Origin of the sequence: Flavobacterium cerinum, assembly GCF_004028155.1 — a bacterium.
GTDB classification, from domain to species: domain Bacteria; phylum Bacteroidota; class Bacteroidia; order Flavobacteriales; family Flavobacteriaceae; genus Flavobacterium; species Flavobacterium cerinum.
In genome coordinates this window covers 1-22,624 of the sequence record NZ_SBII01000016.1, presented here as the reverse complement: position 1 = coordinate 22,624, position 22,624 = coordinate 1, and the positions used below count along the sequence as shown (strand labels likewise).

General features: G+C 36.7%; 25 protein-coding genes. 10 read left to right on the top strand and 15 right to left on the bottom strand.

The window, feature by feature from the left end; translation table 11 throughout:
- The first annotated feature begins 105 nt into the window (after positions 1-105).
- The 3 genes from EPI11_RS17565 to EPI11_RS17555 are packed head-to-tail and all read left to right on the top strand — an operon-like array spanning position 106 to position 3,251.
- Positions 106-2,229, top strand: coding sequence for a phage tail tape measure protein (locus EPI11_RS17565; RefSeq protein WP_128391302.1), 2,124 nt, complete (start codon positions 106-108; stop codon positions 2,227-2,229).
- Positions 2,222-2,710, top strand: a complete 489-nt coding sequence (locus tag EPI11_RS17560) for a hypothetical protein (RefSeq protein WP_128391301.1) — start codon at positions 2,222-2,224, stop codon at positions 2,708-2,710. Before EPI11_RS17565 ends, EPI11_RS17560 begins: the two co-directional genes overlap by 8 nt.
- A 7-nt stretch (positions 2,711-2,717) precedes the next feature.
- Positions 2,718-3,251 (top strand): hypothetical protein, encoded by a 534-nt coding sequence (locus EPI11_RS17555; RefSeq protein WP_128391300.1) that lies wholly within the window; start codon positions 2,718-2,720, stop codon positions 3,249-3,251.
- 25 nt (positions 3,252-3,276) lie between these two features.
- Here EPI11_RS17555 and EPI11_RS17550 read toward each other — a convergent pair whose 3' ends face one another.
- The 14 genes from EPI11_RS17550 to EPI11_RS17495 all read right to left on the bottom strand — a co-directional run bounded on the left by EPI11_RS17550 (position 3,277) and on the right by EPI11_RS17495 (position 11,245).
- Entirely contained in the window at positions 3,277-3,738 is a 462-nt protein-coding gene (locus EPI11_RS17550; RefSeq protein ID WP_128391299.1) for a hypothetical protein, read from the bottom strand.
- Between the two features lie 234 nt (positions 3,739-3,972).
- Entirely contained in the window at positions 3,973-4,374 is a 402-nt protein-coding gene (locus EPI11_RS17545; protein WP_206619139.1) for a hypothetical protein, read from the bottom strand.
- Between the two features lie 60 nt (positions 4,375-4,434).
- A complete protein-coding gene (locus EPI11_RS17540) occupies positions 4,435-4,674 on the bottom strand; it encodes a DNA translocase FtsK (RefSeq protein ID WP_128391297.1) in 240 nt (79 codons plus the stop codon).
- Positions 4,675-4,823: 149 nt separating this feature from the next.
- Positions 4,824-5,267: a hypothetical protein gene (locus EPI11_RS17535; RefSeq protein WP_128391296.1), complete on the bottom strand. Its 444-nt coding sequence runs from the start codon at positions 5,265-5,267 to the stop codon at positions 4,824-4,826.
- Positions 5,267-5,491 carry a hypothetical protein gene (locus EPI11_RS17530; protein WP_206619138.1) on the bottom strand — a complete coding sequence of 75 codons (225 nt, stop codon included), beginning with the start codon at positions 5,489-5,491 and terminating at the stop codon, positions 5,267-5,269. The genes EPI11_RS17535 and EPI11_RS17530 overlap by 1 nt, the downstream gene beginning before the upstream one ends.
- 222 nt (positions 5,492-5,713) lie before the next feature.
- Positions 5,714-6,085 carry a hypothetical protein gene (locus tag EPI11_RS17525; protein WP_128391294.1) on the bottom strand — a complete coding sequence of 124 codons (372 nt, stop codon included), beginning with the start codon at positions 6,083-6,085 and terminating at the stop codon, positions 5,714-5,716.
- Positions 6,086-6,098: 13 nt separating this feature from the next.
- On the bottom strand, positions 6,099-6,332 hold the full coding sequence (locus EPI11_RS17520; protein WP_128391293.1) for a hypothetical protein: 234 nt from the start codon (positions 6,330-6,332) through the stop codon (positions 6,099-6,101).
- A complete protein-coding gene (locus EPI11_RS17515; RefSeq protein WP_128391292.1) occupies positions 6,332-6,796 on the bottom strand; it encodes a hypothetical protein in 465 nt (154 codons plus the stop codon). Before EPI11_RS17515 ends, EPI11_RS17520 begins: the two co-directional genes overlap by 1 nt.
- Positions 6,797-6,878: 82 nt before the next feature.
- Complete coding sequence (locus EPI11_RS19030) at positions 6,879-7,022, bottom strand: hypothetical protein (RefSeq protein WP_164879206.1); 144 nt, start codon at positions 7,020-7,022, stop codon at positions 6,879-6,881.
- 2 nt (positions 7,023-7,024) lie between these two features.
- A complete protein-coding gene (locus tag EPI11_RS17510) occupies positions 7,025-7,738 on the bottom strand; it encodes a hypothetical protein (protein WP_128391291.1) in 714 nt (237 codons plus the stop codon).
- Positions 7,735-7,911: a hypothetical protein gene (locus EPI11_RS19025; protein ID WP_164879205.1), complete on the bottom strand. Its 177-nt coding sequence runs from the start codon at positions 7,909-7,911 to the stop codon at positions 7,735-7,737. Before EPI11_RS19025 ends, EPI11_RS17510 begins: the two co-directional genes overlap by 4 nt.
- On the bottom strand, positions 7,908-8,222 hold the full coding sequence (locus tag EPI11_RS17505; RefSeq protein ID WP_128391290.1) for a hypothetical protein: 315 nt from the start codon (positions 8,220-8,222) through the stop codon (positions 7,908-7,910). Before EPI11_RS17505 ends, EPI11_RS19025 begins: the two co-directional genes overlap by 4 nt.
- A 2-nt stretch (positions 8,223-8,224) precedes the next feature.
- The gene (locus tag EPI11_RS17500; RefSeq protein ID WP_128391289.1) at positions 8,225-9,127 is read right to left on the bottom strand and encodes an ATP-binding protein; all 903 of its coding nucleotides are present in this window, start codon (positions 9,125-9,127) and stop codon (positions 8,225-8,227) included.
- Between the two features lie 18 nt (positions 9,128-9,145).
- Positions 9,146-11,245, bottom strand: a complete 2,100-nt coding sequence (locus EPI11_RS17495; protein ID WP_128391288.1) for an integrase catalytic domain-containing protein — start codon at positions 11,243-11,245, stop codon at positions 9,146-9,148.
- Between the two features lie 108 nt (positions 11,246-11,353).
- Between EPI11_RS17495 and EPI11_RS17490 the strand changes: the two genes are divergently transcribed.
- A complete protein-coding gene (locus tag EPI11_RS17490) occupies positions 11,354-11,533 on the top strand; it encodes a hypothetical protein (RefSeq protein ID WP_128391287.1) in 180 nt (59 codons plus the stop codon).
- 84 nt (positions 11,534-11,617) lie between these two features.
- Here EPI11_RS17490 and EPI11_RS17485 read toward each other — a convergent pair whose 3' ends face one another.
- Positions 11,618-11,821 carry a hypothetical protein gene (locus EPI11_RS17485; RefSeq protein WP_128391286.1) on the bottom strand — a complete coding sequence of 68 codons (204 nt, stop codon included), beginning with the start codon at positions 11,819-11,821 and terminating at the stop codon, positions 11,618-11,620.
- Between the two features lie 84 nt (positions 11,822-11,905).
- On the opposite strand from EPI11_RS17485, the gene EPI11_RS17480 reads away from it, so the two are divergent.
- From EPI11_RS17480 to EPI11_RS17455, 6 genes are all read left to right on the top strand, one after another.
- Complete coding sequence (locus tag EPI11_RS17480; protein WP_128391285.1) at positions 11,906-12,658, top strand: S24 family peptidase; 753 nt, start codon at positions 11,906-11,908, stop codon at positions 12,656-12,658.
- Positions 12,659-12,904: 246 nt separating this feature from the next.
- Positions 12,905-14,500: a tetratricopeptide repeat protein gene (locus EPI11_RS17475; RefSeq protein ID WP_128391284.1), complete on the top strand. Its 1,596-nt coding sequence runs from the start codon at positions 12,905-12,907 to the stop codon at positions 14,498-14,500.
- 41 nt (positions 14,501-14,541) lie between these two features.
- On the top strand, positions 14,542-16,137 hold the full coding sequence (locus EPI11_RS17470) for a tetratricopeptide repeat protein (protein WP_164879204.1): 1,596 nt from the start codon (positions 14,542-14,544) through the stop codon (positions 16,135-16,137).
- Between the two features lie 585 nt (positions 16,138-16,722).
- Positions 16,723-19,518: a T9SS type B sorting domain-containing protein gene (locus EPI11_RS17465; protein WP_128391282.1), complete on the top strand. Its 2,796-nt coding sequence runs from the start codon at positions 16,723-16,725 to the stop codon at positions 19,516-19,518.
- 105 nt (positions 19,519-19,623) lie between these two features.
- On the top strand, positions 19,624-19,896 hold the full coding sequence (locus EPI11_RS17460; protein ID WP_164879203.1) for a hypothetical protein: 273 nt from the start codon (positions 19,624-19,626) through the stop codon (positions 19,894-19,896).
- A 50-nt stretch (positions 19,897-19,946) separates the two neighbouring features.
- On the top strand, positions 19,947-22,624 hold a 2,678-nt coding region (locus EPI11_RS17455; protein ID WP_128391280.1), incomplete at its 3' end, for a PKD domain-containing protein.

The following is a 22,624-nucleotide window of genomic DNA, read 5'->3' as shown; positions in this document are numbered from 1 at the left end:
TCAACTGCCCTGAGGGATATTCACGAGGTTGTCAATCATTGACCCCGCTATTAATCAGTGTGATTTAAAGCTTTTACTACAGCAAATATATAAAATTATAAATACATGGCGCAAAGCAAATTAGAATTATTGATGGAGCTTAAAAATAAGCTCTTTAACAACAAGCTCCGGGAAGCACAGGAAAAGCTGGGAAAAGCGGCCGACAGCATGAAAAGCAAACTTAGGGGATTAAGCGACTCAACCGTAAGGGGCTTTAAGGCAATGACCTCGCAAGTACCAATATTTGGGCAGGCTATGGAAATGCTTGGCAACCCTTATGTACTAATGGCATCGGGACTGGTCGCCGTTATGGGACTGCTCGCAACCGGGGTTAACGAGGCTAAAAAGTTTGATGCCTCATTCCTGAACATCCGAAACCTGAACCTCGACAAATCGCAGGAGTCATTACGGGATTACAAAACCCTCATTTTAGATACTGCCTTTGCCACCGGGCAGAATGCCGTCACAACGTCCGACTCGCTCTATGCGATGCAATCGGCGTTAGACGTGTACGGCAAAGATGCCGCAAAGATATTTGGTGACGTTGCCAAGTTCAGCACCGCAACCGGGGCAGGATTAGAGGACACTATGGACAGCGTTTCTAAGGCAATCAAAGCTTTTGGCCTTGAGGCTTCCGACGTTCAAAACATCCTTACCGGGTTCTCTAAGGTCGATCAGATCGGATTAACCACCCTTAAGGAGTTTACACAGGTTCAGACCGAATTTGCAGGAGCGGCCGCAAGTGCCGGGCAAAACATAGATACGGCAAATAAGATATTTGCAGGGTTTACCACCATTGCCAAAAACAGCCAAATAGCGGCCACTATGACAAAGGGAGCTTTTGACGGTCTTACGCAAAAGAGTACCGTTGAGGGTTTAAAATCGATAGGGATTGCCATGTATGATACTAAGGGCAATATGAAAAGCCTTGAGTCGATCATCGTACAGGTAGACAAGAGATTTAAGGGCATGAGTTCGCAAAAGATCGACGAGCTTATCAATAAAATTGGAGGTAACGAGGGCTTACGTGCCTTGTTTACTAAGATCAAGACCGGGGCAGACGATTTTATTACTATGATGGAATCGTACGATAGCTCAAGTTTTGATTTAGATAAGGCACTGGCCAACGCTAAGGGCGACTTTACAGTATTGAGCGGCATTGTAAAAAACAAGTTCAACACGGTTCTTATAACGTTAGGCGAAAAGATATTACCATCTGTAGCGCGTGGGCTTGAGTTTTTCGAGAAGATGTTAAACAAGGTTTATAAGAACATAGACTTAATCCTGATCGTGCTTAAAAAGGCCATTATAGCCTTTACAGTGTTTAAGGTTACAAACATGCTCGTTGCCTCATCGGTGGGTAAGATCGCCTTAGCCTTTGGCGGCGGGTTAACCAACGGCATCAGGGCGGCCACTACCTCAATGAAAGCATTTAACGCCGCTTTTAAAAGTAACATGATCGGGCTTATTGCTTCGTTAATCGCTACACTAGCCTTGAGTATTGGCGATCTTAAAGGAGAAAGCGAAAGTTTTAAAAAGTTCCTTGAAAAAGAAAAGGTACTTAATGACAAAAGAAAGGAGCTTGTAGGCGGTACAAATCTTGATTATAATAAATCTTTATTAGGTGGACTTACAAAAAAACAGGGGGATGAGTTAAAAAGTTCTGCCGAAGCAAGATTAGAGGAAATCGACAAGGCAATTATGAACCTTAGAGGTACAATGAAGAATCCAAATGATAAGTACACTCTAAAAATAAACGATCTGACTGGAAAGTTACAAAATGAATTAAACAACCCTAATCAATCCTACCCTGAAGTACAAAAAAACATTAAAAAGTATAGGGACGCTCTTTCAGCAACAGTAAGAGATTTTACAGGCGGATATACCGACAGTGACCTACTTAAAATGCGGGATAAAAACAAAAGTATAATTGGTAATCTTGCAGGCAGGAAGTTAATAAGCGACGATAAGGGCGGCAAGACTGATAAAGTAACTGGGGAACAGATCGGCAATGTATCTGAGAGAGCTTCACAACCAAGGAGTATTGTTATAAACATTGATGCCCTGAACAAAGGCGGTATAAACACCTCACAAACCACACTGAGCAGTAAGACCCCTCAGGAGATTGAACAGTGGTTTAGCGAGGCAATGATGAGGGTTTTACGTAGTGTTGAGTTAAGCCATGAGTAGCAGTATTTTTGAGAAGCTTAAAAAACTTCAACGGGTTCAGGAGTCTTTTATACCAAAGGCGGCAATAGTAGCGGTTAACTTTAGTAAAGAGCGTTTTGTACAAAAGAACTGGGTAGACCGAACCCGCGAAAAGTGGGAACCCCGGAAGCGTAAAGACCGGGGTTCGCTTATGGTGAGGACAGGCCGTTTAAAACGATCGATCAGAAAAATAAGGATAGGGCGAACTTACTTTCTTATCGGGACAGATGTTGAGTACGCCCAAGCACATAACGACGGCTTAGTAATCAATAAAACGGTTACGGTAAGACAGCACGAAAGAACCGTGACCCGTGGCAGAACCGCACGCCGGGTAACAGTAGCATCCCACTCGCGAAAAATGGAACGCACGTTTAAAAAACGTCAGTTCATTGGTGAGTCGGCCGTACTGTTGAGGCGAATTGAAAGAATGTTAGAAAATGATATTAAAGAAGCTTTAAAATAGTTTTAAAATGAAAGAGTTTTACACCAAAATAATCAGCACATTACAGTCTGAACAGGCATTAGAGAAGTTTACCGAAAAATTTGTGCCGGGGGTTAGAATGGTCGATCTGTACCGGGGGCAATACCTCTACCAAACCGAATTTGAACAGTTAATTTTACCCGCCGTCCTGATTGAATACAGCCTAAACCATCAAACCAACTCGGCAACTATTAACCTGCATTGTGTTTGGGAGCAGTTCTACGAGACCGACAACAAGAGTGCAGACCGGGAAAAGGCATTACAATTTTTTGACTGGCAGGACGTTGTTTACGATCTTGTTTATCAAATGGAAAGCTTAAACACCGGAAAGCTCACACTGGTGTCTGAAAACACGGTACAGGACGAAACACCTGTACATGTGCATATACTTAACTTTGAATGCAGTTATATGGGCAGGGTTAAAAGAGCAGACGGCAATTATAACTTTGTCGACTTGGAAGAGGTAAGCACCACCGGAACTATAAAGGAAAAGGAACTACCGGAATTTAATATAGACCTATAAAAAAAGCCCTCAAACGAGGGCTTTACTATTTCTTCTTACCAAAGGTTTTGATATTAGGGTTTTGCCTTAGCAAAGAGATCATAAACATTTTATCCCTCTTTACATAGTATGCCTTAAACCCATTGAGTCCTGATACTTTTATCTCTTTAGTATCTTCATTTAATACAGGTTTATCCCAACCGAAGCTTTTGTAAAAAGTGTCTTTATTAAAAACATAGGCATAGAGAGCTATGCTTTCAACCTTTTTAAAAGTATCATCTTCATAAAAAACAGTTATTTGCTTTTTGTCTTTTACCCATGTCAGTGAATAACTACCAAAAGCTAATACATCGCCCGGCTTACTTATTTCTTTCTCAGGTTTACCATATTTGGCGGTTAGTTCCTTTTCTGTCTTAAAAACAATGTCTTTGATCATGTCGCCAGTAACGCCCTGAGCAGTCGCCGGGGCAATGGCCATAAGAAACAATAAAGTAAAAATTCTAAGCATGTTTTAGGTTGGGTTTTGTGGCAATAACAACAGTAGTATTGCAGGTTGTACAATCAGATTTCCAACAGGGAACATTATTAATTGCGGATTGGTAAGCGGCAACCGTCTCACTACCACATGCCTCACAATAATCAACAATAACACTCATTTGCAAAGGTTTAATCAAGTGGCCAAATGTAATAAAAAAAAGAGACGGTTCAAACCGTCTCTTTATACTTCTGTTTATTGATCTGTTTAAACTTCTGATGTTTGGCGAAACTGTTGTGCTAATTCGTCATAGCTTGATAATATGCCGTCGTAAATTTTATACATAAGTTCCGGCTCTTGTTCAGACGGTTGAAAAACAAACACCTCTTTACCCGCTCCTTTCATCCATCCGGCTTCTGTGTTTGCACTCCTACCACATGGCAGAACCATTACGCAGGTATCAGCCCATTTCATCGCGTCAAAATCGGAATCAAACCCGGCAATGGCCAACGGATGCTCTAAGGCCGCTTTGTACTCTTCTGTAGTCCAGTTCTCCCAATTCGGGTCAATAGAACTCCAAGCAAAACCGCTACGGCTTGGCGGGTTCATAAAGTCGTAAACTTCATGCCCGTGTGATCTTAAAAGTTTTACTACAATTTGTTGGTACACGTTTCTCCAACTACTAGCTACATAAATTTTCTTCATTGTTAAAAGGGTTTTAAATGGTTTTTATAAAGTGTTTAAATGTGTTTCAAGATCGACAGGCGAAAGAATACTAACTTTCCAATTCATATCGTTAGAACCGCTAATTATTTTAGCTTCTTTTAATTGGTTCATTATCCTGTTTGCGCGCATGTAGCCTAATTTTAATTTTAACTGCAACATGGCCGATGATGCTTTTTGCTGTGATACAATCAGCCTAGCGGCATCAGTAAAAAGGTCATCGCGTTCTACTTCTGTTTTATTCATATTTAAAGGGGTTAATAAGTTAAATCGTTATCGTCATTTGCTTTCATCCGGGCATAGATCAGGGCGCATGCAATAGCTCCGGCCAAACAAAGCAAAATCTTAATACAGGTTATAAATGATATGTCTTGCTGCATGGTTTTAAAGCTGTTTTAAAACTTGTTAAAATCATTTTCGTACATTCTTTGGTTTAAGTAGGTCGAGGCATGGGCTTTGTCTTTTCTTACGTGCCTTGCCAAGTGTGCGTTATACGGTTTTATAGCCGTTAATGCTTTGATCTTGTCGGCTCTTGACATACGTTTCCATATGTTTTCAGCCATTACCTTTTTACCGATCTTGTAGCCATACATGTTCCAAAAGTTTTCAAAGCTCAAATCAAGCTCACCGCCGTGAACAGTAAAATTTGTAATTGCTACAAACATTTTCATACCCACCTCAGTAAATGGAAAGCGGCCACTATATAGCCATCCTATTTGTTGAGGGGTTAACTCTCCGTCAAGGTCAAAACCTGTTAAAACACCGTTTAAATCATAGTTAAAAACCAATGACCCGGTAAACGATGTACCTGTAACTGTATATGTTTTTCCTATGCTCATTATGTTAGTTTTTGGTCTAATTGACTTAATATTTCACGTGTTACCCTACGTTGTTCGTCTTTTGTATAATCTAACGAAACACCTATAAAAAGATATAGCGCATAAGCTTCGTAATATTTTAAACTAACATTGAATTTACCTGTCGAACGCCTTTTATCTATTGACTTTTTCAGGAGCTTAGCAGATAGATCATTCAATATGTAAAAATTGCTTCTGTATGACATATCTTTCCCTATTAAGGTTACTTGCGGCATAAAAGCGAAAAGCTCAAACAAAAAATCTAAATCGTAAGAACTAAGTTTAATATTGATTTTCATCGAAATTCTGTTTTTGGTTCGTCTAAGTGTTTACCGCAATCCAAACAGGCGGTTACTGTTGTCTCAAAAGCCATTAAAACATCAAGGGTTAAGAGGTGTGTATTTACATGCAAACACACCTCCTGAGCATTAATACCCTCCATTAGGCGGGTAACTGTAAAATTGCATGTCTCCTGAGTGGTAAAATGCCTGTCTTTCGTGGATTTCTGTAAAACAGAAGAACAGCCCGCAAAGGCATAAAGTCTGTTTTTCGATGTCGTAAGCTTCACTATAGAATATATTTCTATAGTACTTGTCATAGGCGTTTAAATCTTTTATAAGTTGGGATAAAAGCACCTCGTTCTCTTCGTAGTTTATTGCAAAAACGAGAGGTAAACCGTTGTTTTGCAACTCTACATCATGGCCAAATCTTGTGTAATCAATATTCATGTTATTGACAACCTCAAGCATAAAATTCTCATCCTTAAAGAATGGTTCTGTAAACACGTTTTCGGGTCTCATATACTTGTTTTTATTATTCGTCTGCAAATAGCTTGGTTTGGGAGTTCTCGGCATCCACAAGCTTTTTTAACTCTCTTTCGGCAGGTATGCCCAGGTACTCATCAAAAGTCCTTTTAGAGATATGGTAATGATTAGATATGTACTCATTGAAAATGTGTACATTGGTCATACCTAGCGACTGACAGGACTTTGTAAGCTCCTGTATTTCGATGATTTTTTTGTATAAGTTCTTTTTGTTGTAAGCCATCAGTTCGGATTTACGTTAGGCAAGCCTTTTGAGTGGAAATAAGCCTTTGTCCCGGCTTTATTTGATGATTTGTTGTAGTTCCTTTCTAAACCTCTAAACTGCTTTATAAGCTCGTCTAATTCGTTTAGCTCGTAGTCGTTCAGCCGTTTTTTATGAATACTGCTATTTAACATGAAGTCGTTAAACTTTTTCCAGTTTGCCGGATCATGTATTGCGGTTCTTTGCGCAATGGTCAGGACAATACTTCTTTTGCTTTTTTTCTCAAGCTCGGTGTAAGCATCTATGTTTGTTCTATACCTAAAATCAGCCTCTAGTTTTTCGCATAGATCGTCAATTTCTAAACCGTGTAAATCCTTAGTGCTTTCGGTTCTGCCCGATGTCCATGCGTAAATAAGTTCATGGCGTTGCTTTTCGTCAATGCCATATTTAGTGAAAAGGGTCATTAATTTTGCCTGTGTTGCCATGATCTGTACTTTTTAAATTCGTTTCAGGAGCGGGAATCGAACCCGGAACAACGCCTAATCGTTTCTCCTGTCTTTTGCCTTATTAGGCTATTTTAAAGGTTTTTGTATTCACTCTTTTAAGCTTTGCGCCCGATTGGAGCTTTTGGGCTTCCTGTTCTTTGGCTTTGCGCAAAGCTTCTTTTGCATCCTGTTTTTGTTGCCAAAGGTGTTCAGCTAACTGACTCATACTTAAATTGTAAATCTGAACTCTATTTTTTTAGTTCTTCCGGGTTCTATCTCCACATGCTTCCATCCGCTAACATACATACTCCCTTTAACCCTGTTTTGCGCTTCTATTATAATGTCGAGACCTTCATTAAAAGCATTGCTTTGAAACTCGTCACGCATTTGGTTTAACTGTATGATACTTGCGGGGTTCAGCATTCCGGTTTTTCTGTTTGGCCTTAATAAAACGGTTACAGCTTTATGAAGTTTTACGGCTACTTCATCATCACTTTGGAGTGAAAAAAGGAAGCTTTTAATCTTAGCTATTCCCGCACCCTCTGTACCATCAAAACTGATTGTTATGTTATGGCCTATACTGATACTGCTTAAACCGTCAGGGTTTGTATAGGTGTGGCTTTCCTGATCGTGTATATCTTCACCAAAAACATTTGCCTTTAATGCCAGTATGGGTGCGTAGTCTTTAAAAATGTTTGCTACAAGAGTTTCCATACTGTTCTGCCTGTCTACTAGGCCGTCAATATGCTTTGCGAGAAATTCGTTTTGCATATCTTTATAAGCCTGTTTATCGGCTTTTTTCTTTTCCTTTTCTGCCTTTTCTTCCGCCTGTAGCTGTTTTAGGGCTTCTTTCTTTTGCTCAGCCGTCATATTGCCTAAAAAAACCATTCCTGCACCTACTTCCTGAGCGTCTTTTACTGTGATTTCGTTTGTTGTATTCATGTTATCTCTAATTGTATGTTGTAGTGAAATTTTACTTTTAATTCGTTGACATCTTTGTCGGCTTGGTCGTCATCGTGTGGGATGTAAACCGTTTTTTTTTGTGATTCGTAGCGGTATTTACCTTTTATGCGTTGGTGTAATTTGTACCGCCTGTTTGTTGCTTTTTTGGTCATACCCGGATAGTTTTTAGTTTACTTTCTTCTAGCTCTATGAGCTTGCTTACATAGTAATTGCGGTTGTGTTCTCTTTCGCTGTAAACTTTTCCTTTACAGTTTACAGGGTTCATAAGCCATTCGTTAAGATCATTAACTTTGGTCTCTAGCTGTTTCTTAGTCATGTCGGCAGGTTTTTTGTTTTTTTGGTTAATGCGGTCGTACATTACTTTTGCAATCTGTCCTGTAACACTTATAACTGGCTTCCCTTTTGGGGTAGTTAAGATCAGGTGCATTTTTTGCGGGTTGTATTCAAAATTTACTGTGATCATAATTATGCGGCTTTGGTTAATAATTCTCTTTTTATTACTCGTTTAACCCGTCTCATGTCCTTAACAACCTTAAAGGATTGTTTGTTTACGATCATTGGAACAGGGTTGCACTCATTAAATATTTTTGTGATGGTATCTTTGTTATCAATGCCGTTAGCTTGGCAGATCAACTCAACATCTTTCATTGTAGAACCGATCAGGTGAACGAAATTTCTACCGAAACGGCTTGCGATCTCGTCATATCCTTTGGCTTGCATTTTTACGCCTTTTACGATCTCTTTTTCTAGGTTTTCTGTACCTGAGATCACTACGCCTACAATGTCCTCTAACTCATTAAAAAAGGCGATCAGCCAACGTAAAGCAGGAGCTTTAAGCTTATCGGCCTCATCAATGATCAATAGCGGTTTTTGGAACGCTCTTTCTTTAAAAAATTCAATGATCTTGTTGCCTAGCTGATATACAGAAATAACCCCTTTAGGTATCTCAATACCAAGGCTAAGGGCTAAGGCAGTAAGAAACTCACGTTTTGCCCACTCGTTTGCTCTAATCCTGTAAACCGAGTCACTGTTAGCCTGTGTAAACACCTCGATAGCGGCAGTTTTACCCGCCCCGGCTTTTTCAGATACCGGAATAAACAAACTTGCGTTTTTAGCATCGGTTAGTACATGATTCATCATTTTAAAATTGGTAGTCTCGGCGATCTGCCAGCCTGAGAACTGTACGCCAAGTTTCCCGGCAACCTTTAACCACATTTCAATCTTGATCAAGTCCCAATTTTCATTAACCATGTTGCTAATGGTAGCATTGGAAATCTCACACTTAACAGATACTTTATTAGCACTGCCTAAGGCTTTAATTTCGCGCTGTATAGCGGTAACGATCTCGTTTTTTTGTACATTCGTCATTGGAAAAGGATTTAAAAGTTAGTATTGATTTTTTGTTAGAGAATTAATATCTATTTCTTGGCTGTTGGCTGTGTTGTAACCACTACCAACAGCTTTTTTTATAGGTGTATTTTCAGTATTTTTAATGGAATTTAAAAGGTGTACGGTCTCGGCATTTTCAGCCTCATACTTATTCGTAAAGCGGCCTAACATTAGGGCAACATCATTGTTATACCCTTTTTTCTCTTCTAGCTCTTCCTGTCTAAGTCTCTCAATTTCTGCAAGCCTTATTTTCTCAGTGTTTACGCGGTTAAACTCAGCTTGTGGGCCATATTTTTGAATACGGTTAAATTGTTCAGCTTCTCCAAGATGTATGAGGTAATCGCCTTTAGGTTTGAACAGGTAGACAAAAGTTAAATCTTCCATGTCGTAACTGATTATAACCTCAGGTTCGTTGCTTAATATTTGGTAGTCATTTACCTGATAGATAAATTCAATGTTTTGTATCTCGGTTTTGATTAAGCCGTTACGTATTTTGATCTTTTTCTTAAGTCCGAAAATCATTGAGATTTGGTGATTTTCTAACCATTGTACATGCGGTTTGTCGGACTCGTCATGTAGCATTTTTGGAGACTTATTAATGTGCTTGTTTTTTCTTGAGTAGTAAGAGTATGCTGTAGTTCTGTAAGCGTTAACAATACTCTCAGACTCACCGTAAGCCTCCACAAGATCAAATTTAGCCTTATCGCTTTCCTTAGTTAGTTGTGCTATGTATTCCGGGCTTCTGTGAGCATGTAATCGTCTCGATTTGATACCCTCACCATAATAGTACTGACTGTCGGCCATAAATACTGACTGTAAAGTCCCGAACCAACGCTCTAATGATGCCTTAGCATTGGCGTCGTGTGCAATAGTTACTTTTACGCCAAGCTGTTTAAGTGATGCCATAAGCCTTTTAGCCTCATCAGTATTATGTCCGGGGAAACGGTCAAATACGATCTCGTAAGGAATATACCCGGCAGACTGAACAGCCATTTTAACCGCGTTTATTACGCTCCAACGGTTTTCACTATAGTCAAAGCTTTGACCAAGTATATCACCACTATGAACATCCCTAACAGCTATGATGTATAAGAACTTTTTATCACCCTCATTGGTTTTGTGGGAGATAATATTCACACGGGTCGCATCAACCTGCCAGCAGTCACCCGCAAACAGGGCGTTATCAAACGGTATATAGCCGTCATATATCGATGCTTTAGTCGTTCCCTTGCCAAATCGCTGTGAAGCCGTTAAAAACTTGGTATTGTGTTGTTCGTATATGTTTTGCCCGAACCAACGGCGTGACGGTACTTTTTTACCTGTCATAGCGCACATATCCTGTATTTTTCGGGTTTTCCAGTCGTTAGAATAGTTCTGACCCATTGCGGTCAATTGCATTGCCCAGTTCCATACTTCCGGGTCGTTGTATTCAACAGCGTTAGTATTGCCGGCGCGTGGCAATTGTATAACATCGGCAATGGCTTGGCCATTGTCTATAATTTCGGTTACTTTCTCCTTTAAAATTCTGTAATTTTTAGGCAGGTAACGCAGTTCGTTCTTTTCGATCAGGTCGGCAAGTATCTTATAACCCTCGTTGTTTGTCCTGAACTCGTTTTCCTGAATGTACTTAACACTAAATTCCAAAACGGCGCAAGCTTTAGCCAGTGCCTTTTGTTGTTCTTTAGTACAATCTAGGTAGCAATGTAAAAAGTCCTTTTCATTGGCTTTTATATAGCCGTTAAATTGGCTTTCAATAATATTGCTGTCCTGATTTGCTTGGTAAGTAGTAAAGCTTTCTATAAGGTCGCTTTTATCACCAAATAGATCACGATAGTATTTAGGTTTTTGGTTCGGGATAAAATCAAGATCATAATAGAACTGCCCGTTAATTTTTGCCCAACGCCAAGCCTTACCGGATGCGGGTAAAATATTAAACCTTTGATAGCAGTTTTGGACAGACTTTTTATAGTCCTTTCTAATTTTACGACAGTAATCATTAGAAATACCGCAAACTTCAACGACTAAACGCTCATTCAGCCATGTAGTTTGGCCGTCTGAGGTTTTTCTTATTAGAATGTCGTTTTGCTTAAAGTTCATTTGTGTTGGTAAGTCATTTTATTTGTTCCCGGAGCGGACTCGAACCGCTCAGTATGCCATCCGGGAAAATCACTACATTTGGGGTGTCTAATCTTAATAAGTAGTGGTATGGATAATTTAGAAAAGTTGCCTAAGGATATGCAGCTTCAGTTAAGGATGGGAGCAATTGTAATGGCTCTAAAAAAGATGGTTATTAACACCCCCGAATTACAGGAAGAGTTCAACAAACATTACAATGATGTTATAGCTGATTACAAGCTTCCAGACTTTTCAGAATTTGAGCAGTAACCAAGACCGCTACCGGGGTTTTGTCCTTCTGTTCCTCTATGATTTCTCGTACCAGTGGTGCGAGAATCCTTTTTATCATTTTTCTCATGATGCTATTGGTCTTTTAAAATTTTCGGCGGCTGCTTTAATTTTCTTTACCGTCGCAATTCTTTTCTTTGTAAATCCTTGACCGTCATACTTACCCGCAAGAACATCACTTACATACTTTGGGGTTACGTTTGTTTTTTCTGCAACTATTGTCGCAGTGCCGTGATAGTAGGCGTCCGTAAATTTTTTTTCTGTACTCATGTTTTTTGACTTTCTTTGTTAAATATTACAAGAACAAATATAAAGATAATTATCATTACTCCAACAATTATCAAGATAAAAATCATGACCGATAAAGAAAAAATACTTCAATACCTTGAATATAAGGGGATAAGCAAGAATAAGTTTTATATAAAAACCGGGCTTTCTGTAGGTTTTTTAGACAGCGGGAGTAGTTTAGGAGTGGATAAATTACGATTAATCATTGATAATTATCATGATTTTAATGTTGACTGGTTATTATCAGGAGAGGGTGAAATGATAAAAACCAAAAATGCAGAAAATGTGACTAATTCAAACAGTCACAAAAACAGTCACATTTTAAGTACAGAACCAAATATTCAAAAAAACGTGACTGTTTCAAAAGATTTCCGTCTGAAGACTGATAAGAACCGGGAAACGCAGGTAATACCATTATATAGCATGGAGGCAACGGCGGGGCTTGTTAAGTTACTTGATAACATTCACAGTCAAACGCCTATAGACTTTATAAGTATTCCTAATTTACCGAACTGTGACGGGGCTTTGTTTGTAACGGGGGATAGTATGTACCCTTTATTAAAGAGCGGCGATATAATAGCCTATAAACAGATACATGATATTGAAAATGACATTTTTTGGGGTGAAATGTATTTACTTTCTATTGATGTAGGAGGCGAGGAACTTGTAACCATAAAGTATGTACAGAAATCGGAGAAAGAGGGCTATATAAAGCTTGTGAGCCAAAATAGACACCATCAGGACAAAGACGTCAAAATAAGCAAAATAAGAGCCTTAGCGATCATTAAAGCATCAGTTAGGTATAATGTAATGTCGTAAGGCCGCTTTTTCGCCAAAATTCAAAGAGAGTATTAAATCAATCGACAATTTTAGAAAAGAAATTCAACCAAAATTTAAAGGGTAATTAAACTAAATTCAACCAAATTTATAAAGAAAGCCTTTATTTGCTTGTATATTTAGTATTACCCCTCAAGTATCTTATGAATAAATTACTATTATTTGTTATTTCGACGCGTAAAATTTAAATTACTACTACTTACTATTATAATACATAAGCTTACTACTATGAATATCAATACTGCTTTTAGAGCTTCATTCATAATTCCCCTTCTTCTTTTAATAGTCACTTCAAGTCAGCTATTTGCCAATGACCAGCAGCCAGCAACTATACAGGATTGCCAGAAATTAATATCGGATGGCTCTAGATTAATGCAAAAAGGCAATTATACAAAAGCATTAGAAGCTTTTACAAAGGCAGAACTTTTAGCTGAAAAAAAGCAATGGAAAGACAAGTTGTTTGAAGCAAAATTCAGCATTGGCAATGTGTACTCCAACTTGTCTAATTATGGAGAGGCAATCGGTTATTATCAACAAGCACTTCATTACGCAAAAGACACTGGAAAACCAGAAAATATAATAGTGGTTTTAAATAATATTGCTCTACTCTACTTAGGGGAGAAAGATTATAAAAACGCTCTTACATATTATAAAAAAGCTTATGCCATTATAGATAAGAATACAGAATATCAAACCTATATAGCAATTAATATTTCTGATATTTATAATAAAATGGGCGATTTTAAAGAGTCCAGAAAATTTTTAATGCAAGTTAAATCATTTCCCAAGTCAGAAAGAATAGAACAATTTTGGACAATAAACTATGCTGAAAGCTTAATTTTAGAAGGACGAATAAATGAAAGCCAGGCTTTAATGGAAAATCTGGAAAATAAAGTAAATAAAAAAAAGGATAGTGGCTGCTATTTATGCGTAGTACAGCTTATGTCGAAAATATATGCCAAACAAAATAAAACAGAATTAGCAATTTTGTTTGCTAAAAAAGGATTGCGTTATTCACAGGAAATGCATGACACAGTCGATCTCTATGAGTCACTTTCTCAATTATATTTTAAAAGCAAAGATTATATAACTGCCTTTAAATATAAAGATTCTGTTCTGATTGCTAAAGACTCAATGACTGTTTTAGTCAATAGGAAACTTTTTGAGACCAATAAAGTAAAGCTGCAAGTACAGGAATATCAAAATGAACTTGTTGTAAACACAGAAAAACATAAGGCTGAACGGAACATCTTTATTATAGGTATTGCTTCTACTCTGCTCATTTTTTTCTTTATTTATAGAGGACTCAAACACAGAATCATCAAACAAAGGCATGAAAAAATAATTGCTGAAAACCAACAGCAAATTTTTGATCTCGAGTTTGAGGGCTTAAAGAATAATATAGCTGAAAAAAACAGGAATTTAAGTGCCAAGGCTTTATACTTAACAGGACGTAACGAACTTATAGAAGAAGTTATGAATTCCCTATCACAAATACCTGAAGTGGCTCAAAAAACAGAAGTTGCCAACTATATAAAAACGCTTAAATCATACCTTAAAACCGATGCCGAATGGGATGATTTTATTGCTTATTTTGAAAAAGTAAATCCTAATTTTATAAAAACCCTTCAAATAAAACATCCTCTTTTAACGGCACAGGATCTTCGTTTCATCTGCTATATTTATATGAATCTTGATCTTAAGGAAATCAGTACAATTTTAAATATTACTTTAGAAGCCTGTAAAAAAAGAAAACAGCGTATTGCAAAAAAAATGGACATAGAGCCGGATGACCTGCATGAGTATATCATTAAACTAACTTAAAAATTTACCCGCTAAATCGATTAAAGTTTAATACCATGACTATGAGTACCCTTTCAAAATATTTATTATTCCTTTCTGTTTTTATAATTTCTGCTGCCACTGCATTTGCTCAGGATCAGGAAACAAAAGTTCTTGATAAGGAAGATAAGGAATATGAGAACTTAAAAGATAAAGGCAAAAAATCGATAGATAATGGCAATTATCCTGATGCTTTAGAATATTTTATTAAAGCCGAGGCCATTGTTGAAAAGAATCCAACCCCTGAAAAATTATTTTCAATAAAAAACTGTATTGGAATTGCCTACCGATATTTATCTAATTCTGGTGAAGCCCTCAATAATTATAAACAAGCACTTGAATTTGCAAAAGACAATCCCGAATTAGAAATTAAAGTACTCAATAATATTGGAGTACTTTATGCTTTGGAAAAAGATTATCCTAATGCCCTTCATTATTATAAAAAGACATTAAGTCTGGTAGAAGATAAAAACATAAAATATGATAAGGTAACCCTTACAATAAACCTGTCAGACATTTATAACCGTTTAAACAATGTTACTGAGGCAAAAAAATGCCTTATGAGCATTAAAAATAGTCCAAAAACAAGGCCGCAATCCTTAGTATGGCAAATTAATTATGCTGAAAGCCTAATGCTTGAAGGACAGCTAACCGAAGCGCAAAAAATGATGGAACAGTTAATTCCAAATATAAATAACAAAAATGATACTGATGTTTATATGGGAACTGTCGATCTTTTGGCTAAAATATATGCAAAACAGAATAAAACAGATCTTGCTATAGTATATGCAAAAAAAGGACTGAATAAGTCACAGTCTATCGAATATCGTTTTAATCTATATAACCAGTTATCAACCCTCTATTTAAAGAACAAAGATTATGATACTGCTTTTAAATATAAAGACTCAGTTATAATAGCCCGGGATTCAATGTCTGGTGTAATAAATAAGGGTTTATATCAAACTAACAAAATAAAACTGAAATTCCAGGAATATCAAAAGGAGCTTAGTATAAACCAGGAAAAGCACAAAGCAGAAAGAATCATTTTTATTATTTGTATTATTTCTTCCCTGCTTATTTTCTTCTCTGTATACAGAGTACTTAAAAACAGAATTACCAAACAAAAGCAGGAGAAAATAATAACCGAAAATCAGCAAAAAATATTCACTCTGGAAATGGAAAACCTAAAGAATAATATTGCCGAAAAAAATAGAAAGTTAAGTGCAAAGGCTTTATATCTTACCGGTCGTAATGAACTTATAGCAGAGGTAATGAATTCACTATCAGAAATTCCTGAAGTTGCTAAAAATAATGAGATAGCTAATTACATGAAAACACTGAAATCATACCTTAAAACCGATGCCGAATGGGACGATTTCATTGCCTATTTTGAAAAAGTAAATCCTGATTTTATAAAAACCCTTCAAGAGAGACATCCTCTTTTAACTGCACAGGATCTACGTTTCATATGCTATATTTATATGAATCTTGATTTGAAAGAGATCAGTACAATTCTAAATATTACTTTGGAAGCCTGTAAAAAAAGAAAGCAGCGTATCGCTAAAAAAATGGAAATAGAGCCTGATGATTTACACGAATACATCATTAAACTAACCTAAAGCTTACTTACAATTTCAAATTTCACATCCTTCTATTGTCTTTAGTCCTACTCAAAGACAAATGTATTCTTATGCCTTGTAATTTAAAAAAAAGATAGCTTCTCTTTTATTGCACACTTGTTTCAAAGGGAGAAATATCTTTATTTTTTAGATTTAAATTATCATAATTCTAAACAATACGCTTTAATATTTTTAAATATTAAAACTTTTAGTAAAACACACAACATCTTGTAAACATCAGTAAATACTGGAAGTCCCCAGTTTTCCAACAGTATGTCCCCGTTATTCTTGCATTTTTTTAAGGAGTTTAGATGCATTTAACAAAATTTGTGAAGGATAAGAAATATTCAGGTGGTGCAAACTTAATGCTTCTATAATCTTAATTATCGTAAAAGTGGTGTTGGAAATTTAACCTTATGGTTAATTCTAATGTAGGGTGAAGGGTATTATGAAGTCGATTCAACATCACTTTACGATAATAATCATTAAATATTATTTCAATGTCTGGGCAATTAGGAAATAATAACAATGATTAGCTATACTATTATTAATCTCAAATATTTACTAAACTATTAACTGACTACTATGAAAAAACTATTACAAAAACGATTTCTCGTATTACTAGTGCTATTAACGGGTTCAATGCTGCATGCACAATGGCAAGATGGGCTTTGGACAGGCAAACAGGCCGCTTACTGGTACTTTGGACAAGCAGCGCTAAACTTTAATACAGTCCCTCCCACACCTTTAACTAACAATCAGCAAAATAACCCGAATCTATTGTTCAGCAGTTCTGAGTCAGCCACTATATCGTCTCCTACAGGTAATCTTCTTTTTTATGCAACGCATAAGGATATTTTTAATACTAATCATAATGTTATGGTTAATGGTAATAATATGCAAGGTGTTCCCGGTTCACAATCACCCCTAATTATTCCAAGACCCGGAAATCCAAACCTTTATTATCTTTTTCAGGTCGGGTCTTCGACGTTTAATAGTTACAACCTTACTTATTCAGAGATAGATATGACATTGGATGGAGGTTTAGGGGCAATAAACACCACAAAAAATGTTCTACTTCAATTAGATATTGATGAAAAAGTTACTGCTGTTTACCATGCAGACAAACATAAAATATGGATCATATCCCATAAAGCCTCCAGTTCAGATTTTGTTTCTTATTTAATTGATAGTAATGGAATTAGCACAACACCTGTTATAAGTAGCGTAGGTATGACATCTGCACCGGTACCAGGAGGCATACCAAACCAAAATCCGCACAAACGAGGATATTTGAAAGTTTCCCCAGATGGAACAAAGATCGCTATGGCCTATCATGGTGTAGGATTTGCAGGTGTCCCTTCTGTTTTACAAGTATTTAATTTTGATAATAATACCGGTACAATTTCTCAACCAATTTTTACTTTAAGTCAATCTCTTAATTTTGGAGGATTGAAAGGGGCATACGGAATTGAATTTTCACCTAACAGCAAACTTCTTTATGTTACGGAGCAAACTCCAAGCCGTTTACACCAATATGATCTTACTGCTGCCGATAATACCGCTTTTGAAGATTCAAATGTAAACATATCACAGGTTTTCAGTTTTTCTTCCAGCTATGGAGCTTTGCAAACGGGTATGGATGGTAAAATTTATATGGCTATGGATAACGGAACATTAAGCGTTATTAATAACCCTAATAATATTGGAGATGCCTGCGGATTTGTCTTGAATGAATTGAGTCTGGCACCAAAAAATGCAATATATGGCTTAACCAGTTTTATTACAGATTATTTTAAATCAGGGATTTTACATAATGGCCAGTGTTCAGGTAAAGAGGTTACCTTTTCAACACTTCGCATACCGGGTATAACCTCAATAACATGGGATTTTGGAGATAGCACTAGTTCTACGGATATAGCTCCTTCGCACACATATACTGCTTCCAGAACATATACCGTTACTGCTCAGATTACCAGTAATGGTGCGATTCAAACAGCTGTTACCGAGGTTATAATTATTGCAGCCCCAACTGCTGCTGCACCATTAGCCAAGGACCTTGCACTATGTAATGACGGTACTGGTAAAGCTTCTTTCAACTTAACTGGTTTTAATGCTGCTATCCTTAACGGACAGGATGTAAACAGTTTTACTGTAACCTATTATGCATCACAAGCAGATTTAGATTCGAATACTCCTATCATAGATTCAAATAATTTTTTAACTGTCGGACAAACCATTTATGCTGTTGTAACAAATACTGGTACTGGCTGCACAGCCATTATTGAACTTGTTCTTAAAATTAACCCACTCCCACAAATAGGTACAGCAAACAATCTTAAAGAATGTGCAGGTGTAACAGGTTCAGCAATTTTTGATCTTACGCAACAAAATTCTGTAATACTTGCCGGACAAAATCAAACGGCATTTACTGTTAGCTATCATACTGATGCTACAGAGGCCAAAAATGGCATAAATGCTATTCCTGCAGCAGTAAATTTCTCATCATCAGTACAAACTATTTATGCCGCAGTAACTAATAAAGAAACAGGATGCAAATCTGTTTCTCAGTTTAACTTACTGGTTAATCCACTTCCAAAAGCGGTTACTCCTAAAGACATGCAGCAATGTAAAAAAGCCAGTGCAGCATCATTATTTAATTTGTCAACGCAAAATGAAAGTATTTTGGGAGGTTTGAATCCAAATGAATATACTATCACTTATTTTATAAGTAGTACAGATGCACAAATCGGTAATAATCCTATACCGAATACAACAAGTTTTCCTTCAGCTGGACAAACCATGTATGCTCAAATTAAAAATAATGACACTGGATGTTTTTCTATCGTTGATTTCGATTTGATCCTTACAGAATCATCACTCCTTCCTAATACTTTTGATTTTACAGGATGTTCGCCTTTTAATTTGGAAACTATTACAAAAGAAATACAAAACGGACTCTCTTACAGTTTTTATACCAATAAAAAAGATGCTTCAGAAAAAGTAAACAGCATTACAAACTTTACGGCTTATGTTATTAACGAAGCTACTATTGTATATGTACTTGCCGAAAATACAGAAGGATGCGCTTCAATTAGTGAGCTTGAGATTAAAATAGGCAATTGTCAGATACCTCGCGGTATCTCTCCAAACGGAGATGGTAAAAATGACTTTTTCGATCTTTCAGGGTTTAACGTTAGCCAGTTGAGTATTTTCAACCGCTATGGAGTTGAAGTGTATAATAGATCTAATTATACTAATGAATGGACAGGCCAAACCGACAAAGGGGATGAATTGCCTACGGGTACTTACTACTATATGATGGAGAGCAACGATGGTAAAAGCCAAACTGGCTGGGTTTACATTAACAGGCAAGAATAAAATATGAGTAACAGGTTGCCCGGATGAATCAGATCCAACCGGTAGCCTGTTTATATAGAAATAAATTAAAAGAATTACCCGTCTACTTATCAAAAACGTATAATTATGGTGAACAAGATTATATTTTTTCCTATGGCAACAAAACCTGTACGGGATGAGAGCGATCCGAGTTTTAGTAAAACCGTATTAATTTATGGTAACGAACGAAATCTGGTAGAGCTGGGATATTTTGATTTTGAAGTAGACCAATGGTCACATTTTGGTAAGAATTTATTTTTATTAAAATGCTGGTGCTATATCCCAAATCCTGCAATGTATATAAATACAAAAGATTGGGAAGTGATCACTCCTAAAGGCTATAAAAAACTCTTTTTTTAATATCCATATTAAGGGAATCTATGATTAATATGGTTTAATATAAAATTGCTATGCTAAAAAAAAGATATTTAATAATTATACTTCTTACCAGCCTTTCTTTATTTTCTCAGAAAGAGGCTGCTAACTGGTATTTTGGAAATAAAGCCGGACTCGATTTTAACTCGGGAAGTCCGGTTCCATTACTTAATGGCCAAATGGATCAGTTGGAAGGCTGCGCTTCTATATCGTCATCTACAGGACAATTGCGTATATATACCGATGGAATTTCTGTTTACAATTTCAACCATCAGATTATCCTAAACGGAACAGGATTAATGGGAGATCCTTCCAGTACACAATCAGCAATCATAATACCTGCTCCAGGCAATCCCGATATCTATTATATTTTTACAACCCCAAAAGAAGCAGGAGCTAATGGTTTACGCTATACCCAGGTTGATATGTCCTTAAACGGTGGAAATGGAGCTGTTACAGCTCTTAAAAATATAGCTTTAGACCCTGGTTTTCTCACTGCCGAAAAACTTACTGCCGTAAAGCATTCGGATAACGAAAAAATATGGGTTGTTGCACATAGAATGGGTAATAATCAATATGTAAGCTACTTAATTGATAACAATGGTGTAAATACAACACCCATAATAAGTAGTGTAGGCAAAATTCATACGATCGACCTTGGTGCAGGAGCAATTGGTTATTTGAAGTCTTCATCTAATGGTAAAAAAATTGCCTGTGGAGTACTTTTGGGCACAAATACGGGTCTAGAATTATTTGATTTTAATAATACTTCAGGAGCACTATCAAATGCAATGACATTAAATATCTATTCGGTTTATGGAGTAGAATTTTCAGGTGATAATAAAAAACTGTATTACAGCAGTGATTTCTATGGAGTAATTTATCAATATGATTTAACTGCGGGTAATTTGGCAGCAATAAAACAATCTGTAAAACAAATTACTTCAGAAAATAAATACGGCGGATTACAGCTGGCTTTAGATGGTAAAATTTATGCTGCGAAAAGATTTGAAAATCATTTGGGGGTTATAAATAATCCAAATGAAATAGGTGCCGCATCTAATTTTGTGGGTAATGGAGTTAATCTTGGAGGAAAAACAAGTGAATGTGGGTTACCTCCTTTTATACAAGGATATTTTTTACAGGATATTAAAGCTGAGCAATTTTGTACCGGTAGTCCAACCCTTTTTTCAATCACAATGAGTGCTGCAATTGTAAGTGCCAATTGGAATTTTGGTGATGGAACAACTTCAAACGAGATAAATCCTGGACATATCTATCAAACAGGAGGGACTTATAATGTAACGGTTAGTTTCACTACAAATGCGGGTCCGGATATAATTAACCTTTCTAAACAAATTCTCATTATAGCTTCTCCCATTGCCAATCAGCCGAATGATATAAAAATTTGTATTTCAGATAATGATCCCGCAACTTTTAATTTAGTATTGCAAACTCCTGCTGTTTTAGGGAATCAGATTCCTACAGTACTGATTGTAACTTATTATGCCTCGCAAACCGACTTAGCTAATGGAAATGCAATTACTTCAATAACACATACTTTAAGTTTCCAAACAATAATTGCAAAAATAACAAATACTGCAACTGGGTGTTTTAAAACTGTTGAGTTTAAAACCATGCGAATTATTAAACCAAAGGTGCTTGGAAAAGTAGATATGACAATTTGCAATCAGAATGGTACCACAGGTACTTTTGATTTAACGCAGAATACTGCTCTTATTTTAGGAAGTCAGGATCCGGTAAAATTTGGTGTTAATTATTATACTACCGTTGCCCTGGCAAATAATGGTACTCCGGGTACCGAGATAACATTGCCTCAAACTTATAGCTCTGTCAATGCCATAATATATGCCCGTGTTTACAATTTGTTATATCCTGAATGCTATGAAATAGCTTCATTTTCTCTTAAGGTATTACGAAGCCCTGTACTTAACCCTGACGGCAATCCTTTTCGTTATGTTATGTGCCCCGATGTAGAAAATACAACAACTGCAACAATTAACACAATTGATTTTATTAAAAATTTGCTATCTAATAGTCAATTTCTAAATATTCCGTTACTCGAGCTTAATGCTGTTCCAATACAGGATACTGATTTATCACACTATAGTATTACTTATTATAAACTATTGTCTGATGCTCAAAATGATACAGCCCGCCTCACAAATGGGTATATTGCTACCGATGGAGAAACTATATATGTAAGGGTTAAACATAATTTAGCAACTGATTGTTTTAGCATTGGACAGATTGTTCTATGGATAAAAACACCTCAAATTAACACTCCTACTCCTTTGTTCGCTTGCAGTGATGGAATTTCGCCTAACACAGGCGTTTTTAAGTTGTCTCAAAAAAACGGAGAAATCACTCAAAATCAAACAGGAAACAGCGTAAAATATTATGAAACGCTTCAAGCCGCTAAAATTGGTGGAAATAATACCATTTCTGATTCTGCCTATACCGGTAATAATTTACAAATTGTTTATGCCAGAGTAGAAAATGCCCAAACCGGTTGTTTCACTATTACCCCTGTGGTATTAGAAGTTATCCCAGCGCCCATTGCTTCAGTTCCTGCACCGCTTGAGATCTGTGATACGAACAACGACGGTTTTGGTGTTTATAACCTTGATCCTGTTATCCAGGCTATCCAGGCTTCTTTAGGCAATGTAGTTGTAACAGTTCATGAGACGCC

Coding starts and splice junctions, on each gene's coding strand:
- EPI11_RS17490 (WP_128391287.1), top strand. CDS start 11,354: ATGGATAATTTAGAAAAGTTGCCTAAGGATATGCAGCTTCAGTTAAGG.
- EPI11_RS17475 (WP_128391284.1), top strand. CDS start 12,905: ATGAATATCAATACTGCTTTTAGAGCTTCATTCATAATTCCCCTTCTT.
- EPI11_RS17500 (WP_128391289.1), bottom strand. CDS start 9,127: ATGACGAATGTACAAAAAAACGAGATCGTTACCGCTATACAGCGCGAA.
- EPI11_RS17485 (WP_128391286.1), bottom strand. CDS start 11,821: ATGAGTACAGAAAAAAAATTTACGGACGCCTACTATCACGGCACTGCG.
- EPI11_RS17510 (WP_128391291.1), bottom strand. CDS start 7,738: ATGAATACAACAAACGAAATCACAGTAAAAGACGCTCAGGAAGTAGGT.
- EPI11_RS17515 (WP_128391292.1), bottom strand. CDS start 6,796: ATGGCAACACAGGCAAAATTAATGACCCTTTTCACTAAATATGGCATT.
- EPI11_RS17550 (WP_128391299.1), bottom strand. CDS start 3,738: ATGCTTAGAATTTTTACTTTATTGTTTCTTATGGCCATTGCCCCGGCG.
- EPI11_RS17540 (WP_128391297.1), bottom strand. CDS start 4,674: ATGAATAAAACAGAAGTAGAACGCGATGACCTTTTTACTGATGCCGCT.
- EPI11_RS17465 (WP_128391282.1), top strand. CDS start 16,723: ATGAAAAAACTATTACAAAAACGATTTCTCGTATTACTAGTGCTATTA.
- EPI11_RS17460 (WP_164879203.1), top strand. CDS start 19,624: ATGGTGAACAAGATTATATTTTTTCCTATGGCAACAAAACCTGTACGG.
- EPI11_RS17495 (WP_128391288.1), bottom strand. CDS start 11,245: ATGAACTTTAAGCAAAACGACATTCTAATAAGAAAAACCTCAGACGGC.
- EPI11_RS17505 (WP_128391290.1), bottom strand. CDS start 8,222: ATGATCACAGTAAATTTTGAATACAACCCGCAAAAAATGCACCTGATC.
- EPI11_RS17470 (WP_164879204.1), top strand. CDS start 14,542: ATGAGTACCCTTTCAAAATATTTATTATTCCTTTCTGTTTTTATAATT.
- EPI11_RS19025 (WP_164879205.1), bottom strand. CDS start 7,911: ATGACCAAAAAAGCAACAAACAGGCGGTACAAATTACACCAACGCATA.
- EPI11_RS17565 (WP_128391302.1), top strand. CDS start 106: ATGGCGCAAAGCAAATTAGAATTATTGATGGAGCTTAAAAATAAGCTC.
- EPI11_RS17530 (WP_206619138.1), bottom strand. CDS start 5,491: ATGTCATACAGAAGCAATTTTTACATATTGAATGATCTATCTGCTAAG.
- EPI11_RS17525 (WP_128391294.1), bottom strand. CDS start 6,085: ATGAGACCCGAAAACGTGTTTACAGAACCATTCTTTAAGGATGAGAAT.
- EPI11_RS19030 (WP_164879206.1), bottom strand. CDS start 7,022: ATGAGTCAGTTAGCTGAACACCTTTGGCAACAAAAACAGGATGCAAAA.
- EPI11_RS17520 (WP_128391293.1), bottom strand. CDS start 6,332: ATGGCTTACAACAAAAAGAACTTATACAAAAAAATCATCGAAATACAG.
- EPI11_RS17535 (WP_128391296.1), bottom strand. CDS start 5,267: ATGAGCATAGGAAAAACATATACAGTTACAGGTACATCGTTTACCGGG.
- EPI11_RS17560 (WP_128391301.1), top strand. CDS start 2,222: ATGAGTAGCAGTATTTTTGAGAAGCTTAAAAAACTTCAACGGGTTCAG.
- EPI11_RS17480 (WP_128391285.1), top strand. CDS start 11,906: ATGACCGATAAAGAAAAAATACTTCAATACCTTGAATATAAGGGGATA.
- EPI11_RS17555 (WP_128391300.1), top strand. CDS start 2,718: ATGAAAGAGTTTTACACCAAAATAATCAGCACATTACAGTCTGAACAG.